Annotated in this window: 12 protein-coding genes; 2 read left to right on the top strand and 10 right to left on the bottom strand. The window is 49.9% G+C overall.

Annotation, left to right across the window (positions count from 1 at the left end; translation table 11 throughout):
• Positions 1-49 precede the first annotated feature (49 nt).
• The 6 genes from lepB (C7T94_RS18800) to C7T94_RS18775 all read right to left on the bottom strand — a co-directional run bounded on the left by lepB (C7T94_RS18800) (position 50) and on the right by C7T94_RS18775 (position 5,790).
• A complete protein-coding gene (gene lepB, locus C7T94_RS18800; RefSeq protein ID WP_107217577.1) occupies positions 50-1,240 on the bottom strand; it encodes a signal peptidase I in 1,191 nt (396 codons plus the stop codon).
• Positions 1,241-1,446: 206 nt separating this feature from the next.
• Entirely contained in the window at positions 1,447-2,640 is a 1,194-nt protein-coding gene (gene lepB, locus C7T94_RS18795) for a signal peptidase I (protein ID WP_107217575.1), read from the bottom strand.
• Positions 2,641-2,649: 9 nt separating this feature from the next.
• A complete protein-coding gene (gene dapB / locus C7T94_RS18790; RefSeq protein WP_107217573.1) occupies positions 2,650-3,399 on the bottom strand; it encodes a 4-hydroxy-tetrahydrodipicolinate reductase in 750 nt (249 codons plus the stop codon).
• Positions 3,396-4,079, bottom strand: a complete 684-nt coding sequence (locus C7T94_RS18785) for a DUF5683 domain-containing protein (protein WP_107217571.1) — start codon at positions 4,077-4,079, stop codon at positions 3,396-3,398. The genes dapB and C7T94_RS18785 overlap by 4 nt, the downstream gene beginning before the upstream one ends.
• Complete coding sequence (locus C7T94_RS18780) at positions 4,079-4,987, bottom strand: ParB/RepB/Spo0J family partition protein (protein ID WP_107217569.1); 909 nt, start codon at positions 4,985-4,987, stop codon at positions 4,079-4,081. The genes C7T94_RS18785 and C7T94_RS18780 overlap by 1 nt, the downstream gene beginning before the upstream one ends.
• Entirely contained in the window at positions 4,987-5,790 is an 804-nt protein-coding gene (locus C7T94_RS18775) for a ParA family protein (RefSeq protein ID WP_107217567.1), read from the bottom strand. Before C7T94_RS18775 ends, C7T94_RS18780 begins: the two co-directional genes overlap by 1 nt.
• A gap of 202 nt (positions 5,791-5,992) precedes the next feature.
• On the opposite strand from C7T94_RS18775, the gene C7T94_RS18770 reads away from it, so the two are divergent.
• Complete coding sequence (locus C7T94_RS18770; protein ID WP_107217565.1) at positions 5,993-6,514, top strand: NADPH-dependent FMN reductase; 522 nt, start codon at positions 5,993-5,995, stop codon at positions 6,512-6,514.
• Positions 6,515-6,517: 3 nt separating this feature from the next.
• Here C7T94_RS18770 and C7T94_RS18765 read toward each other — a convergent pair whose 3' ends face one another.
• A complete protein-coding gene (locus tag C7T94_RS18765) occupies positions 6,518-7,600 on the bottom strand; it encodes a DUF2891 domain-containing protein (protein WP_204353325.1) in 1,083 nt (360 codons plus the stop codon).
• Positions 7,600-8,055, bottom strand: coding sequence for a hypothetical protein (locus C7T94_RS18760; protein WP_107217561.1), 456 nt, complete (start codon positions 8,053-8,055; stop codon positions 7,600-7,602). Before C7T94_RS18760 ends, C7T94_RS18765 begins: the two co-directional genes overlap by 1 nt.
• A 45-nt stretch (positions 8,056-8,100) precedes the next feature.
• Here C7T94_RS18760 and C7T94_RS18755 point away from each other — a divergent pair, with 45 nt between their 5' ends.
• Positions 8,101-9,735 carry an ABC transporter substrate-binding protein gene (locus C7T94_RS18755; protein WP_107217560.1) on the top strand — a complete coding sequence of 545 codons (1,635 nt, stop codon included), beginning with the start codon at positions 8,101-8,103 and terminating at the stop codon, positions 9,733-9,735.
• A 67-nt stretch (positions 9,736-9,802) separates the two neighbouring features.
• On the opposite strand, the gene C7T94_RS18750 is transcribed toward C7T94_RS18755, so the two are convergent.
• Both C7T94_RS18750 and leuS read right to left on the bottom strand, forming a co-directional pair.
• Positions 9,803-12,241, bottom strand: a complete 2,439-nt coding sequence (locus C7T94_RS18750; protein WP_107217558.1) for a TonB-dependent receptor — start codon at positions 12,239-12,241, stop codon at positions 9,803-9,805.
• A 189-nt stretch (positions 12,242-12,430) separates the two neighbouring features.
• Entirely contained in the window at positions 12,431-15,226 is a 2,796-nt protein-coding gene (gene leuS / locus C7T94_RS18745) for a leucine--tRNA ligase (protein ID WP_107217556.1), read from the bottom strand.
• Between the last annotated feature and the right edge of the window lie 66 nt (positions 15,227-15,292).

The raw sequence follows: 15,292 nt of genomic DNA, 5'->3' as shown, positions 1-15,292 counted from the left end.
CTTTTGTAAAGTTACCAACTTTAAGTTAAAAAAAACAACAAAAAAGAAATTAGTTGATTCCATGGAACAGGCGCCGCCACCTGATTTTGTTGAAAAAGCTTTCATTTTTATCGACACTTAGCCAGATAAAAAGGGCTTTGCCTACAATGTGGTCTTCCGGGACAAAACCCCAGAACCGGGAATCAAGCGAAGCGTGCCGGTTATCGCCCATCATCCAGTAATAATCCATCTTGAATGTATAGGTCGTTGCCATCTTACCGTTGATGTGCCAGGATCCGCCCTGCTGCTTCAGTTCATTACCCTCATAAATTTCTATAGCACGCTTGTAAAGTGGCATGGTTGTGCTGTCCAGTTTAACGGTCCAGCCACGCCTGGGAACAACGACTGGCCCGAAGTTGTCTACGTTCCAGCTGCGATGCATGTCATGCGGAAAAATGGTGAGGTCAAATTTTCCGGGCGCCTCGATATACCGCCTGACGGATTTTACAAACGGAAGCCGCCGCATTCCGGCCACCTGATCATCGCCCATCTTGATATAATAAGTACTGTCGCGACCCTCAATGTCGTCACTCTTGATACCAAATTTTTTGAATGACCCAAAATTGATCTCGGCTGTGTTGAACCGAACGGCATATTGTTCTTTCCCTGTCCCGGCCAAAGGAACTGACTTACCATTCACGAAGACTGTACCCAGACGCATGCTGACTGTATCGCCAGGAATAGCGATACATCTTTTGATGATGTTCTCCCGCTTATCGACCGGGCGGGTAATGATGGTATATTCACGGCGCAGTTCTTCGCGCGATCTGAACAAAAGTTGCTGATAATAGTTCAGTTCTTCTGCTTCCTTCAGCACTGTATCACCTTCCGGGAGATTGAACACCACAACGTCGTTATTTTTAATCCTGCCAAACCCCGGCAAGCGCCGGTATTTCCATTGCACGCCATCCCAATAGGCTTTTGTTCCCGTTACCGGCATGGTATGGTGCGCAAAGGGAAACGCAACTGGTGTCATGGGCAATCTGGCTCCGTAGTTTACCTTGCTTACGAAAAGAAAATCACCAACGAGCAGGGAGCGTTCCATCGAACCACTGGGAATGGTGTAGGCTTCTATAAAAAATATACGGATCAATGTAGCCGCCACCACAGCAAATAAAATCGCGTCTGTCCATTCTCTGGCCTTGCTCTTCTTTTTCTTTGTCTTCGGCGTATTGCTGTGTTTTCGGAATCTCAAGTTCATAAGAGGTCTCGTAACGTAAAAGGGGTTGCCGCAGAGGTCCCGCCAGGTTAGACCTGGACCGGAAACATTTGTTACGAAAGGGCAGGCTGATTGCCGAGCCGGAAACCTGTTTATGGTGGTGCAATGCCCGCAACCCAATACGAGTCCTGCAAAGTTGGTAACTTTTGTAAAGTTACCAACTTTAAGTTAAAAAAACAAACTTAAAATTAATGAATGCCTTTTAGAAGCCTGTTCCACCTGATCTTGTTCAGGAAGCTGCCATCACTGTCAAAACTCATCCAGATAAACAGCGCTTTTCCAACCACATGGTCTTCAGGCACAAAACCCCAGTAGCGGGAATCGAGTGATGCATGACGGTTATCACCCATCATCCAGTAATAATTCATTTTAAAAGTGTAGGTCTCGGTCTTTGTCCCGTTTACAAACCAGTCCTTTCCTTTTTGCTCCAGTTTGTTACCCTCGTAAATCTCAATGGCTCGCCTGTACAGCGGCATGGACGCCGTATCAAGATGAACGGTCCAGCCTTTCTTCGGCACCACAATTGGCCCAAAATTATCTAGATTCCATTTGCGGTTGGGGTCGTGCGGAAAAATGGCCCGGTCAAACACCCCGGGTTTTTCAGTATAAACCACCGCTGAACGTACAAAATCGAGTTTTTTTATTTCGGCCAGGATCTCTGCACTGGTCTTGATCTGGAAGGCCAGCTCGGTTTGCTGGGTAATATCATCTGTGCGTACACCGAGTTTACGAATAAGTTCGAAGTTAACATCGGGTGTGGTAAACGTGACCGTATAGGTCATCTGCCCGGTGTTCTTTAGCGGTTCAGCCTTGCCGTTTACATAAGCAATCCCGTTGCGCATGCTGATCGAGTCGCCCGCAATGGCGATACAGCGTTTTATGTAATTCTCCCGCTTGTCAACCGGCCGATCCAGAATGGTATACCGGCTGCGCAGCTCCTCGCGGGAAGAAAACAACAGCATCTGGTAGTAATCGGCATCCTGCTGCTCTTTTAGCACCGTATCACCTTCCGGGAAGTTGAAAACCACCACATCGTTATTTTTTATTTCAGACAATCCGGGTAGACGCCGGTATTTCCACTGCACCCCATCCCAGTATGCCTTGGTACCTGTAAGCGGCATGGTATGATGCGCAAAAGGAAATGCCACGGGTGTCATCGGGATTCGCGCCCCGTAGTTCACCTTACTTACAAAAAGAAAATCGCCCACCAGCAGCGAACGCTCCATGGAGCCAGTGGGAATGGTATACGCTTCAATGAAAAATACCCGGATAATTGTGGCGGCCACAACGGCGAAGATGATGGCGTCGACCCATTCCCGGGTCTTGGTTTTCTTTTTCTTAGGCTTGCCAGACGTATCTTTCTGCCAGAATGTAAGCTTCATTTTATTTGTTTAGCTGTTTTTATTGAACTCAAATACGTCCGAGACGCTGTAAAAACCTTGTTTATTCTGCAGCCATTCTGCTGCGATGACGGCACCGAGCGCAAAACCTGCGCGGCTGTGCGCCGTGTGTTTGAATTCGATGTCGTCTACCTCAGAACTGTAAAGTACGGTATGCGTACCCGGGACCTGCTCAATGCGCAGGGACTCAATGAGGAGCTGACCGGCCTGCGGTACCGGCTCATCCTCAGACGCTGCCTGGATGTTTACCCATTCTGATTTTCGGTCAAGGTTTTCAATGATACCTTCTGCGATGGTAATGGCAGTACCGCTTGGTGAATCCAGTTTCTGTGTATGGTGAATCTCTTCTACCTGCACGTCATATACCGGGTACCGATTCATGAGCCGGGCAAGCACCTTATTGACATGGAAAAAAAGGTTGACACCGATGCTGAAATTGGAACCCCACAACAAGGTGTGGTTACCCGACATGCAGTCGTTTTTAACAGCCTGCAGGTTGCCATACCAGCCGGTGGTACCCACCACGACCGGCACATTTGCCTCAAAACACTGGTAAATGTTGTGCATTACCGCATCGGGTGTGCTAAAATCAATGGCTACATCGGCCTGCTGCAGGTTGCGTTTGTTCAGTTCAGATCCATTCTGATCGTGAATCTTCAGGACCACTTCATGGCCTCTTTCGAGGGCAAACTTTTCAATGATCTGCCCCATTTTTCCGTAGCCCAATAGCGCTATCTTCATAGTTTAAGCGTAACTTTTAATCCGGGCGCAAAGTTGTACCCGTACAGTTGGTTTGCAGGGATAACCGTAGGCCGGAAACTGATTTTCAGGTTTTGGTCTACGTCAAAATAATTCATCCGGGCAGAAACATACGTGTCGATCAGGTTGGCTGCGTAAGCGATCACGTAAGAGAAAAATATAATTTCCCGGTTCCGCTCAAAAACATTCTTTCCCTCGATCAGTCCTGCATTGGTGTACCTGAAATATGGGCCATTGGGGTTAGCCTGGTCATTATTCGCTGCGCGATATCGCAATTCCTCGACCACTGCCCTGTATTTTTTTGTATTATCTACCAGGGCTACGGTTAACAAGGTTCCGGCCACATAGATACCGGCCGCTTTACCAAGCGTAAGACTCTTCTCCCAGAACTGAGCGGTTTTACGTCCATTAGAATCGGTCTTGTTAACCAGGTAATTATAGTTCCTCAATTGCCCCCAGCCCGGTATAATGGCCGACCGCAAAACCGCCTGCCTGGCTGCAACCTTGCCGGGATTAATGTATGTAGACTTTAATGTATCGCTTTTCCGTGTACTTCGCCGTTCGGGCACAGCGGCCCGGCGACTGCTGTCGGCAGTTGTTTCCTGCGCAATGGCAGAAAAGCAGCAGAAAAAAAGCGCAAGTGCGGTCAGCGTCTTAAACATTACCAATCTAATAATTCAAGGATGCGGTTCAGGTCGTCGTCAGACATGAACGGAATCTCAATTGACCCTTTGCCTTTGTCCGTTACCTTCAGTTTAACCTTGGTCGCAAACTTGGAGGCCAGATCATCCTGCAGTTTCTGATACTGAAACGAAGGGGCCGGTCTGCCTTTTTGTTCAGCAGCCCTTACTGGCATGTGGTTGATATCTCTGACGAGCTCTTCCACGCGTCTTACAGAAAGTCCTTTATCCAGGATCTCCTGATGCAGGTATAGCTGTTTGTCTACGCCATTTACATTGATAAGCGCCCGCGCGTGCCCCATGGAAATGCGCTGATCGCGAATGGAAGCCTGGATTGCCGGCGGCAGCTTCAGCAGGCGGAGGTAATTGGTCACCGTACTGCGGTTTTTGCCCACCCGGTCGCCCAGCTGCTCTTGTTTCAGGTTACATTCATCGATCATGCGCTGAAAGCTGAGTGCAACCTCGATGGCGTTCAGGTTTTCGCGCTGAATATTTTCAATCAACGCCATTTCCAGCATCTGCTGGTCGTTGGCCCCGCGTATATAAGCCGGGATCTCGGTAAAGCCAGCCATCTTTGAGGCGCGAAAACGCCTTTCGCCAGAAATGAGCTGGTATTTGCCTGATGCGCCCTTTCGTACCGTGATGGGCTGAATCAGTCCCTGTACGCGTATAGAGTCTGCGAGTTCGTTCAACGCAACCTGGTCAAATTCGGTACGCGGCTGAAACGGGTTCGTTTCAATATCGGTCAGTTTAACCTGGCTGATGCTGCCGGCCTGGGCAGTCTCACTTACCGGGTTCATCTGCTGTTTCTGCGGATGCACACTTTCAGAATCATCCAGAAGCGCACTCAGCCCCTTCCCTAGTCCTGTTTTTCGCTGGAAAGATGTCATTATATAGTTGCGGTTTTAGCGTCCTGCGTTTCGGCAATTAATCCATTCTTTTTCACGATTTCACGCGCCAGGTTCAGGTAGTTAATGGCACCCTTGCAATTGGCATCGTGCATGATGACCGACACGCCATAACTCGGCGCCTCGCTCAACCGCGTATTGCGCTGAATAATGGTTTCAAAAACGAGATCCTGGAAATGCGTTCTCACTTCTTCCACCACCTGGTTTGACAGCCGCAGCCGCACGTCGTACATCGTTAACAAGATCCCTTCGATCTGCAGTTCCGGGTTAAGCCGGTTTTGGACAATTTTAATCGTGTTAAGCAGCTTGCCCAGGCCTTCAAGCGCAAAATATTCGCACTGTACCGGGATAATGACCGAATCGGCGGCAGTCAACGCGTTGATCGTGATCAGACCCAATGAGGGTGAACAATCGATGATGATGAAATCATAGTCACCCTTCACCTTTTCCAGCACCGCTTTCATTTTATACTCCCGGCCGCTCAGGTTGATCATCTCTATTTCGGCACCAACCAGGTCAATGTGCGCAGGCAACAAGTCCAGGTTCGGCGTATCCGTCTTCTGAATGGCCTCGCGCGGATCGATGTCATTGATGATGCACTCATATATGCTGTTTTTGATGCTCCTCGGATCAAAACCAATTCCGGAAGTGGAGTTGGCCTGCGGATCAGCATCAACCAGCAGGGTTTTATATTCCAGTACGGCAAGGCTCGCAGCTAAATTGATGGACGAAGTGGTCTTTCCCACGCCGCCTTTCTGGTTTGCCAGTGCAATGATTTTACTCATCTATCTCCTTAAATTTACTTTACAATTACCGGGCGCCGGGCCCACCGACCTCAAACTCGTTAAAAAGTTCTATTTTTACACCGTTTAAAGGCTTTCGAGAGCGTTTTTTTGGTCCTTTTTTCAATCAGCTAAGATACGAACTTATGGACAATAACCCTACTCAACACCCCAGTCTTTTGAACATGTTACTAACAATCGAAGCATGATCACCATCATATCGGGCACAAACCGGCCAGGCAGCAACAGCCTAAAAGTTGCCCAGTATTACCAGCAACAACTGGCCCTTTCAGACACCGAGACCACGCTGCTCAGCCTGGAGTCGCTGCCGGCCGACCTCATTGCCGCAGACCTCTACGGAAACCGGTCAGCCGCCTTTCAGCCTATCCAGGACCTGGTGTCTGCATCGTCAAAATTCCTGTTTGTTATTCCTGAATACAATGGCAGTTTTCCGGGCGTGCTGAAAACCTTCATCGATGCCTGCTCCTTTCCGGCAAGCTTTTTTGACAAAAAGGCCGCACTTGTCGGGCTTTCGTCTGGAAAATACGGAAACATACGCGGCATTGAACATTTCGCAGGTATCTGCAGTTACCTGCACCTTCATACCCTTCCACTGCGCATCCATATTCCCTATATCCGCGAAGAAATGAATGAGGACGGCGCTTTCTTCAAGGAAGATACGCTGAAATTCACGGCGCAGCAGATCGCGCGCTTTATCGTTTTTTAAGCCTCAGTTCCTGACCTGATCAAGGGCATATACGGCAAAAGAGGCCAGCCAGTGGTCGCCACCATAATTGCCTTTAAATACCAGCGGCAGGGCATTTTGCAAAAAAACAGTAGCCGCGCGGTTGAACCGGGCCTTCAAAGGGTGGCCAGCCGGTAACCTGGTGGCAATGCCTTTCATGCACCAGGCCCGGGTAAAAGACAGGCCAACAAGGTGAACGATCTGGTAATCGTTTATATCGCTGATCACCGGCATACTTGTAATGCGCGCAAGGGCCTTCTGGTCATAGTATTTGTCCAGCCAGCTGACAAACGCCTGGCCCGGGAGCACCCGCCTCATCAGGTCGGCTACCTGCAGACTGGGCGAAAAAAAATCTGAGCCATCGGGCTCAAGGTGCGCAGGAATTAAGGTATTATCGGCATAAAATTCCCTGGCTTTTGACAGGATAGCCTGCTCGAACCCTGCGTCGCCGGTGGCGCGGGCCCAGTCGAGCGCAAACACCAGGCCGAATGCCGTATTGGGGTGTACGCCACTGCGGTTCGGGTAGGTTTGTTTTGGCAGGTAGGCTTTCCACAGCGACACGATTTTCGCCGTAAGCGGTAGCAGGGCAGCGCGCCAGCGCCTGGCTTGCGGATTGTTCCAGGTATAGAGCTCTTCATCCAGCTTCAGCAGCCAGGCCCAGCCGTAAGTGCGCTCAAAGGTGCCCGAGGCTTCATATTTACCGAAGTACTCGGCCTCGGCCTTCATTTTTTCCAGGTCAAAACTTCTGTTCAGTGCCTGGATTACCTCTTCGCGGTTAACCAGTTCAGGGACCGTTTTGAGCAGCCTGACAAGCATCCAATGACCATGAACAGAGCTGTGCCAGTCAAAGCAACCGTAGAAAACGGGATGAAGCTGACTGGGCGACAACCGTGCATCGGCCTCGGCAGAAGCAACATGCGAAGTTTTGTTCGGATATTCCCGTGCCAGGCATTCCAAAGGTTTGCGTGTAAGCTGCATGGCTACGTCTGGTGTAAGCGCAGGCGATTGTGCCAGAACGCCTCCTGCTGGCAGCAGAAGCAGCAGCCATATTTTTACAAAGCGTTGCATTACAATTCGAACCTGATCCATTTATCTCCTTCTTTTCCAAAAATAAAATGGCCTGGGTGTGTCATTTCAGCCAGGTCTTCAATCAGCTCCAGCATTCCCTCGGCATTATCCCAGCGGTATGCGTCAATATCCATCAGAATAACGCGATTATTCTGTACAGCCCCCCAGCCGGGCAGCAGCATGGCCGGTACCTCGCGCATCAGCGCTGTCAGGTCACGGTTCTCCTGGTGGTAGATCAGGAAAACAGCGCCATCAGGATTCGGCTCCAGGAACGCGCCTGAGAACTGCAGCACTTCAGACAATTGATAGGCCGGCGAATTTGACGTGTCAAGCAAACAAACCGGGACCAGGTCCATAAACTTAATTTTATGGGCAACCAGGTCGGCACGTTCCTGCAGTTCTTCCTGTAATTGCGGGTCTTTTACCCCGCTGAGCGCCGTTGCTAAAAAAGACATACCAAATTTTCGTTATTTTGTGCAAAATTAGTATTCCCCACCATCATGCGCAGTTTTCTCCTGAATATATTTTGGCTTTTTGCGGTTCTTACCTTTCTTTCCTGTACAAAACGGGATGAAACAGATAAACGTACCGTATTCAGCATCAATCTTGACCAAAATCTAACTTCGCTCGACCCCGCTTTTGCCCGAAACCAAAATGCCATCTGGATGACCAACCAGGTGTTTAACGGCCTGGTACAGGTAGACAGTGCGCTGCAGACCGTTCCCTGCATTGCCAGGAGCTGGGAAATATCGCCCGATGGCCTGCTTTATACTTTTCACCTGCGCAATGACGTCTACTTTCATGACGATCCGCTGTTCAGTGGCGGCAAAGGCCGCCGGGTGGTGGCATCAGATTTTGTGTACAGTTTTTACAGGCTGATCGATCCGAAAGTGGCTTCATCTGGCGGCTGGATCTTTAACGACAAGGTCAAGGACCGTTCAGGCTTTATTGCCGTTAACGACAGTACGTTTCAGATCCGGCTCCAGAAACCCTTTCCGCCCTTCATGAGCTTGCTCACGGCCCAATACTGTTCGGTCGTTCCACACGAGGTGGTGGAACATTACGGCAAAAATTTCCGCAGCCACCCCATTGGTACCGGCCCGTTCAAATTCAAATATTGGAAAGAAGATGAGATCCTGGTCCTGCTGAAGAACGAGCATTACTGGGAGAAAAAAGGCAGGGATCGGCTTCCTTACCTGGATGCAGTAAAAGCAACCTTTATCAGCGACAAACAAAGCGCCTTCATGAATTTCCTGAAAAAGAACCTTGACTTTTTTTACAGTGTAGACGGGAGCTATCGTGACGACATCCTCACAAAAAACGGCGAAATGACCAGCAAATACACAGGCAAGTTTAGTCTTAGAAAAGGTCCCTACCTCTGCACCGAATACATGGGCATCCTGGTCGATGAAAATCTGCCGCTTGTCAAAAATTCGCCCCTCAGGTTAAAAAAAATCAGGCAGGCTATTAATTATGCCATTGACCGGCGCAAACTGATCAAATACCTGCGCAACAGTGTGGGTATCCCGGCTACGTCTGGCTTTATTCCCAAAGGCATGCCCGGTTTTGACAGCCTCAGCGTAAAAGGCTATTCATATAACCCCGAACTTGCAGCGCAGCTGCTGGCCGAGGCCGGTTTTCCCAATGGTAAAAACCTTCCTGAAATTACGTTGAGTACGGCTACCAGTTACAAAGACGTGAGTGAGTTTGTACAGGGGGAGCTGGCTGCGGTCGGCATCAAAGCGCGTGTAGATGTAAGTCCGCCGACCAGCCTGCGCGACCTGATGTCAAAAAACGGCGTTGCATTCTTCCGCGCATCCTGGATCTGTGACTATCCGGATGGCGAAAACTACCTGTCCATGTTCTATTCGAAAAATAAAGTACCGAACGGCCCGAACTATACGGCTTTTTACAACAAGGACTTTGACCGGCTTTTTGAGCAAAGTTATTACGAGACCGACAACGAAAGGAGATATGCGCTTTACCGCAAAATGGACCGCATGATCATTGAACACGCACCGGTCGTACCTGTATTTTACGAGGAAAGCGTTGTCATGCTGCAGAACAACATCAGCGGTTACCCCATGAATGGCCTGAGCCTGATGACACTTAAAACCGTAAAAAAGAAGCAATAGATTTTCAGTTAAAAAAAAGACCACAAACCCGGAGGCCTGTGGTCTTTTTACTTACTGGGCAGCCCGTTTACCGGTTTGTGCCGCCGCCCATGCCGCCAACCTGACCGGCGCCCTGGTCGCCCTGCTTCAGGTCGTCATTTTTGATCGTTTTCTTTTGCGTAAATTTCAGTTTACCAAAACTGTAGCTGAAGTTGATGCCGAATGAACGAAGCGGGTAATAAATATCCTGGCTCTGAACAGAAACCGGAGTCGTGTTCACGGTCTTGATGTTCAGGTCCCGGTTGAACGGATTAAGTACGTTCACACCGATAGATGCCTTTTTGTTGAAGATCTCTTTTTTCACTGCCGCCCCATAGAAATACATCGCGTCTGTTTTACCCTGGAACGTCCGGCGCGGCGAATTGATCACTCCCCAGACTTCTGTGCTCCAACCTTTGTTCAAGGCATAAGCCGAACGGCCAAAGACGCTGTAATTCAGAAATGTCCCGGTATTAACGCCTGTGGTCTGGTTGTTCACTTCATAAGTATTAAACGAAAGATTTGACATTAACGTCCATTTTGGCTTCGGGTTGTAGGAGCCGAATAAGTTAAGCCCGTAAGATGGACTGCGGCCAATGTTCTGGTAAGTTGTGAGGTTCCTGGTGATTCCGTTTTCAGTGATCGGCGCAATGATGCTCTCGATGATGTCGCCGGTAGTGCGATAAAACAGGGAGGCATTGATTACCGAACCCTTGATAAAGGTGCTGTAGCCGATTTCGAAGTTATCGCTGAGCTCGGGGCTCAGCATAGGGTTACCACGCATAATGTTAAACTGATCGCTCCTGTTTTCGAAGGGATTCAGATAAAACAGGCTTGGGCGCTGCAGCCTGCGGTTGTAACTGACCTTCACCGTGCTCATTCCTTTCAGTGTCTGAGAAAGGACAACGCTTGGAAACAGATTAAAGTAATCGTTCTCGAAGGTAGCACTGGTACCAGAGGTTGCTCCGATCTGTGTATACTCTGCGCGGAGCCCGGCCTTAGCCGTTAGTTTTTTGCCGATCGGGAATGTCATTACGCCGTATGCCGAAGCTACATCCTGGCTGTAATCAAAGTTTCTGCTTGGGTCGTCCAGGATATCACTGATAATGGTTCTGAAAATCCCTTTTAGGCCGGTTTCAAGGATCACTTTTTTGCTGAACGGATACGTATAATCGACCTGGCCCGTATATTCGTTGTTTTTTCCGCGGTTGCTGCCGGTCGTGATGACCACAGGTGCATTTGGAACAACGAGCGTGTTGGCGAAATTTGTTGGATTGCGGCCGTACGTTGCCTGGCCAGAAACGACAAGCTCTTCACCTTCTTTTTTGCTGGTCTTGCGGTAGTCAGCCGTCCAGTCCACGTTGTTAAAGCCCATGTCCATATTGCTCGTGTTGCGTGACAGCACCTGGTTCAGTAAAACGTCTGAACTACCCGGGCCGCCATTGCTGAATGTGCTGAGCTTGACATTCGTGCTCACGTTGTGGTAACTGTTGATGTCGTAATCAAGACCAGCAGTACCATTCAGACCTTTGCGCGTCCAGTTTGACAAGCCAGTAGACTGAATGGTGTAGAAACCGTCAGGTGTCTGCGTTTGGGTAAGAGATAAGACTTTCGACTCCTGGGGGTAAGCATAAATGCCGCCAACGTTGCTTGTAAAACCAAGACGGCCGCTTTTCGCGTTCAGGCTTACGTTGCCATTGTTCTGACGGGTGCCGGCGCTGGCGTTAACGCTGCCGCTGATGCCCTGCGCGTTGTTCTTTTTGGTAATGATATTGATGATGCCTCCAGAGCCCTCTGCATCGTATTTAGCTGAAGGGCTTGTAATCACTTCCACGCTTTTAATTTGTTCTGCAGGGATCATTTTTAATGCATCGGCCACGCTGTTGGCCATGGTGCCTGATGGTTTGCCGTTAATCAGCACGCGCACAGCACCACCCCGCAGCTGCACATTGCCGCTGGCATCGACAGACAGCATCGGCACTTTGCGCATCACATCAGTTGCATCGCCGCCGGCATTGGTGATGTCGGCTTCGGCATTGTAAACCAGGCGGTCTACCTTATTTTCGATCATGGCACGCTGCCCAACTACGGTAACGTCTTTCAGGCTGTTTGCCGATGGTGCAATGTAAATGGTACCCAGGTTGTTGTCTGGTTTCTCGGGTGTGGTTTTAACGAGCACGGTTTTGGTGTTGTAACCCATAAAGCCGATGGCCAGCTTGTAGCTGTCTGGTGCAATATTTTGCAGCACGATGCGGCCTTTGTCGTCGGTTACTCCGCCGTTTACAGACTTGTTGTCTGAGGTTTTCAGCAGGGTAACAGTTGCGTAATCAATCGGCTTCCGGCTAACGGAATCCAGGATGGTAGCAACAATCCGGCCCGTTACGGTAGATTTCCTGGCCCCTCCCCCCAGTGTGCCGCCAACGGGGAATTGTGCGCTGGCAGAAAAGCATGCGGTTAACAGAAAGACCGAGAGTAAAAATTGTTTCATTATAAAAGTAAATTAGTTTTTGGTGTATTAGTCTGCGCAAATTGCGTTTTGTTACAGGTTCCGGGAATGGTTTTACAGTGAGCTTGCTCCCCGGGCGGTGAAAGGCGGAATTTAACCGGCGAAATCTTTCAGAACAACAGAGGCTGCCCGGTGAACAGGCAGCCTCGCTATTTATCAGCTGTTCCGCAGTCAGACAACGATGTTAACGATCTTGCCTTTTACAAAAATGATCTTCTTGTGTGGCCGGCCTTCGAGGTATTTTTGCACCTGTTCATTTGCCAGAACGGTTTCTTCCACCTGTTGCTGGCTCAGGTCAAGTGCAATATCCAGGTTCATTTTCATCTTGCCGTTTACCGAGATCGGGTAACTGAACGAGGCCTCCTGTAAATAGGCGGGATTGAATTCTGGATAACTGACCTGGGTCAGGCTGCCTTCTTCATGGCCAAGCAGGCTCCAGAGTTCTTCGCAGATATGCGGAGCATAAGGAGACAGGATGACCACAAGCTCCTGCAGTACGGCGCGTTTGTTGCATTTAAGTTCAGTCAGCTCATTGACCGCGATCATAAAACTGGAAACCGACGTATTGAAAGAAAAACGGTCAATGTCATCCTGTACCTTTTTAATGATCTTGTGCAGCGACTTTAGCTCGGCCGGCGATGGCTGTGCGTCTGAAACCTGGAAATTCCAGTTTTCGTCGTGGAACAACCGCCAGAATTTCCGCAAAAATTTAAACACGCCTTCAATGCCATTGGTGTTCCAGGGTTTGCTTTGCTCGAGCGGACCGAGGAACATCTCATACATGCGCAGCGTGTCTGCACCGTAACGTTCGATAAGATCGTCGGGGTTAACAACATTGTATTTTGACTTCGACATCTTTTCGATCTCGACGCCGCAAACGTATTTACCCTCTTCGAGAACAAATTCCGCATCGCGGAAATCTTCCCGCCAGGCTTTAAAACGCTCCAGGTCGAGCACATCGTTGTTTACAATGTTTACATCGACATGAATGGCCGATGTCTGGTACCCGTTTCTCAGTCCGGCAGAAACGAAAGTATTGGTGCCCCGCCCATCGGCATCGACCACGCGGTACACGAAATTGCTGCGTCCCTGGATCATACCCTGGTTAATCAGTTTTTTGAACGGCTCCTCTTCCTGCACATAACCAAGGTCTTTCAGAAACTTGTTCCAGAACCGGCTGTAAAGCAGGTGCCCGGTGGCGTGTTCCGACCCGCCAATGTACAGGTCTACTGCCTGCCAGTACTCTATCGCGGCTTTCGAGGCAAAGGCATCCGGGTTGCGGGCGTCCATATAGCGGTACCAGTACCAGCTTGAGCCTGCCCAGCCGGGCATGGTACTCAACTCGTATTCATGCCCGCCCTGATGTTTCCACCCGGTAGCCCGGCCCAGGGGCGGTTCGCCCGTTTCGGTAGGCAAATATTTATCGATCTCCGGCAATACAAGCGGGAGCTCTGGTTCGGCCAGGAGGTAAGGAAGGCCTTCTTTAAAATAGACAGGAATGGGCTCACCCCAATACCGCTGGCGCCCGAAAATAGCGTCGCGCATGCGGTAATTGATTTTAGCCTTGCCGAGTCCTTTTTCCTCAAGCCAGCTGTTCAGGTACGAAACCGCATCTTTGTAAACCATGCCGTTGATCATACCCGAGTTGATGTAGGTCCCCTCTTTTGTTGCATCTGCCTGTTCCCTGATATTTACCTGGGCGTCCAGGACCTGCACAATCGGCAGGTTAAAATGCGTAGCAAACAGCCAGTCGCGCTGATCGCCGCTTGGCACGCCCATAACTGCGCCGGTGCCGTAACCTGCCAGTACGTAATCTGCAATCCAGACCGGCACCTTTTCGCCGTTAACCGGGTTTACCACATAACTTCCGGTAAAAGCTCCTGATACGGTTTTCGTATCGGCCATGCGGTCAAGTTCTGATTTTTTCCTGGTGCGCGCGATATAAGCTTCCACTTCTTCCCGCTGTGCAACGGTCGTGAGCGCAGGTACCAGCTCATGTTCGGGTGCAAGCACCAGGTAAGACACGCCATAGATCGTATCTACGCGTGTGGTAAACACCTCTATAAAAGACTGCCCGCCAACAGGAATTTCAAGCATGAAGCGCACACTGGCGCCGGTACTTTTTCCGATCCAATTGCGCTGCATTTCCTTTACAGGTTCCGGCCAGTCGATCATGTCGAGCCCCTTCAGCAAACGCTCGGCATAAGCGGTGATCCGCATGCTCCATTGCATCATTTTCTTCTGTTCGACCGGGTAGCCGCCGCGCTCAGAAAAACCGTCTTTCACTTCATCATTGGCCAGAACCGTTCCCAGCGCCGCGCACCAGTTCACCGTGCTCTCGCGAAGATAAGTAAGCCGGTATTTAAGCAGCTCTTCCTGTTTCTCATCCTGGCTAAAAGCTGCCCAGTCTGTGGGCAGGAAATTCCTGACATCATCATCGCAGACGGCCTTCACGCCGGCAGAGCCGGCTGCATTGAATTTCTCAATCAGTGTAGTGATATCCTCTGCCCGGTCTGTTTCCAGGTTGTACCAGGAGTTGAACAGCTGCATGAAAATCCATTGCGTCCATTTATAATAACCCGGATCACTTGTGCGCACCTCACGGCTCCAGTCAAAGGAAAAGCCGAGCCGGTCCAGCTGTCGCCTGTAGGTTGCTATGTTTGACTCTGTTGTAATGGCAGGGTGCTGGCCGGTTTGTATGGCATACTGCTCTGCCGGAAGGCCAAAAGAATCGTATCCCATCGGGTGCAGAACATTAAAGCCCTTTAACCGCTTGTACCTGGAAAAGATATCAGAGGCAATGTACCCCAGCGGGTGGCCGACATGCAGGCCTGCACCTGAAGGGTAAGGAAACATGTCGAGTACATAATACTTGGGTTTTGAAGCATCTTCAGTTACGCGGAAGGTCTGTTTCTCTGCCCAGAATTGCTGCCACCTTTGTTCGATATCTTTAAATTGGTAATCCATGTACAATTTTTTCGTTTTTCAGGTGGCGAAAATAACGAAATTACGCTGCTTTGGGAAACGCGGCGC

The organism is Pedobacter yulinensis (assembly GCF_003029735.1).
GTDB lineage: Bacteria > Bacteroidota > Bacteroidia > Sphingobacteriales > Sphingobacteriaceae > Pedobacter > Pedobacter yulinensis.
Note: the sequence above shows the minus strand (reverse complement) of the source record. Positions and strands in the feature narration are given on the sequence as shown.

Coding starts and splice junctions, on each gene's coding strand:
- lepB (WP_107217577.1), bottom strand. CDS start 1,240: ATGAACTTGAGATTCCGAAAACACAGCAATACGCCGAAGACAAAGAAA.
- lepB (WP_107217575.1), bottom strand. CDS start 2,640: ATGAAGCTTACATTCTGGCAGAAAGATACGTCTGGCAAGCCTAAGAAA.
- dapB (WP_107217573.1), bottom strand. CDS start 3,399: ATGAAGATAGCGCTATTGGGCTACGGAAAAATGGGGCAGATCATTGAA.
- C7T94_RS18785 (WP_107217571.1), bottom strand. CDS start 4,079: ATGTTTAAGACGCTGACCGCACTTGCGCTTTTTTTCTGCTGCTTTTCT.
- C7T94_RS18780 (WP_107217569.1), bottom strand. CDS start 4,987: ATGACATCTTTCCAGCGAAAAACAGGACTAGGGAAGGGGCTGAGTGCG.
- C7T94_RS18775 (WP_107217567.1), bottom strand. CDS start 5,790: ATGAGTAAAATCATTGCACTGGCAAACCAGAAAGGCGGCGTGGGAAAG.
- C7T94_RS18770 (WP_107217565.1), top strand. CDS start 5,993: ATGATCACCATCATATCGGGCACAAACCGGCCAGGCAGCAACAGCCTA.
- C7T94_RS18765 (WP_204353325.1), bottom strand. CDS start 7,600: ATGCAACGCTTTGTAAAAATATGGCTGCTGCTTCTGCTGCCAGCAGGA.
- C7T94_RS18760 (WP_107217561.1), bottom strand. CDS start 8,055: ATGTCTTTTTTAGCAACGGCGCTCAGCGGGGTAAAAGACCCGCAATTA.
- C7T94_RS18755 (WP_107217560.1), top strand. CDS start 8,101: ATGCGCAGTTTTCTCCTGAATATATTTTGGCTTTTTGCGGTTCTTACC.
- C7T94_RS18750 (WP_107217558.1), bottom strand. CDS start 12,241: ATGAAACAATTTTTACTCTCGGTCTTTCTGTTAACCGCATGCTTTTCT.
- leuS (WP_107217556.1), bottom strand. CDS start 15,226: ATGGATTACCAATTTAAAGATATCGAACAAAGGTGGCAGCAATTCTGG.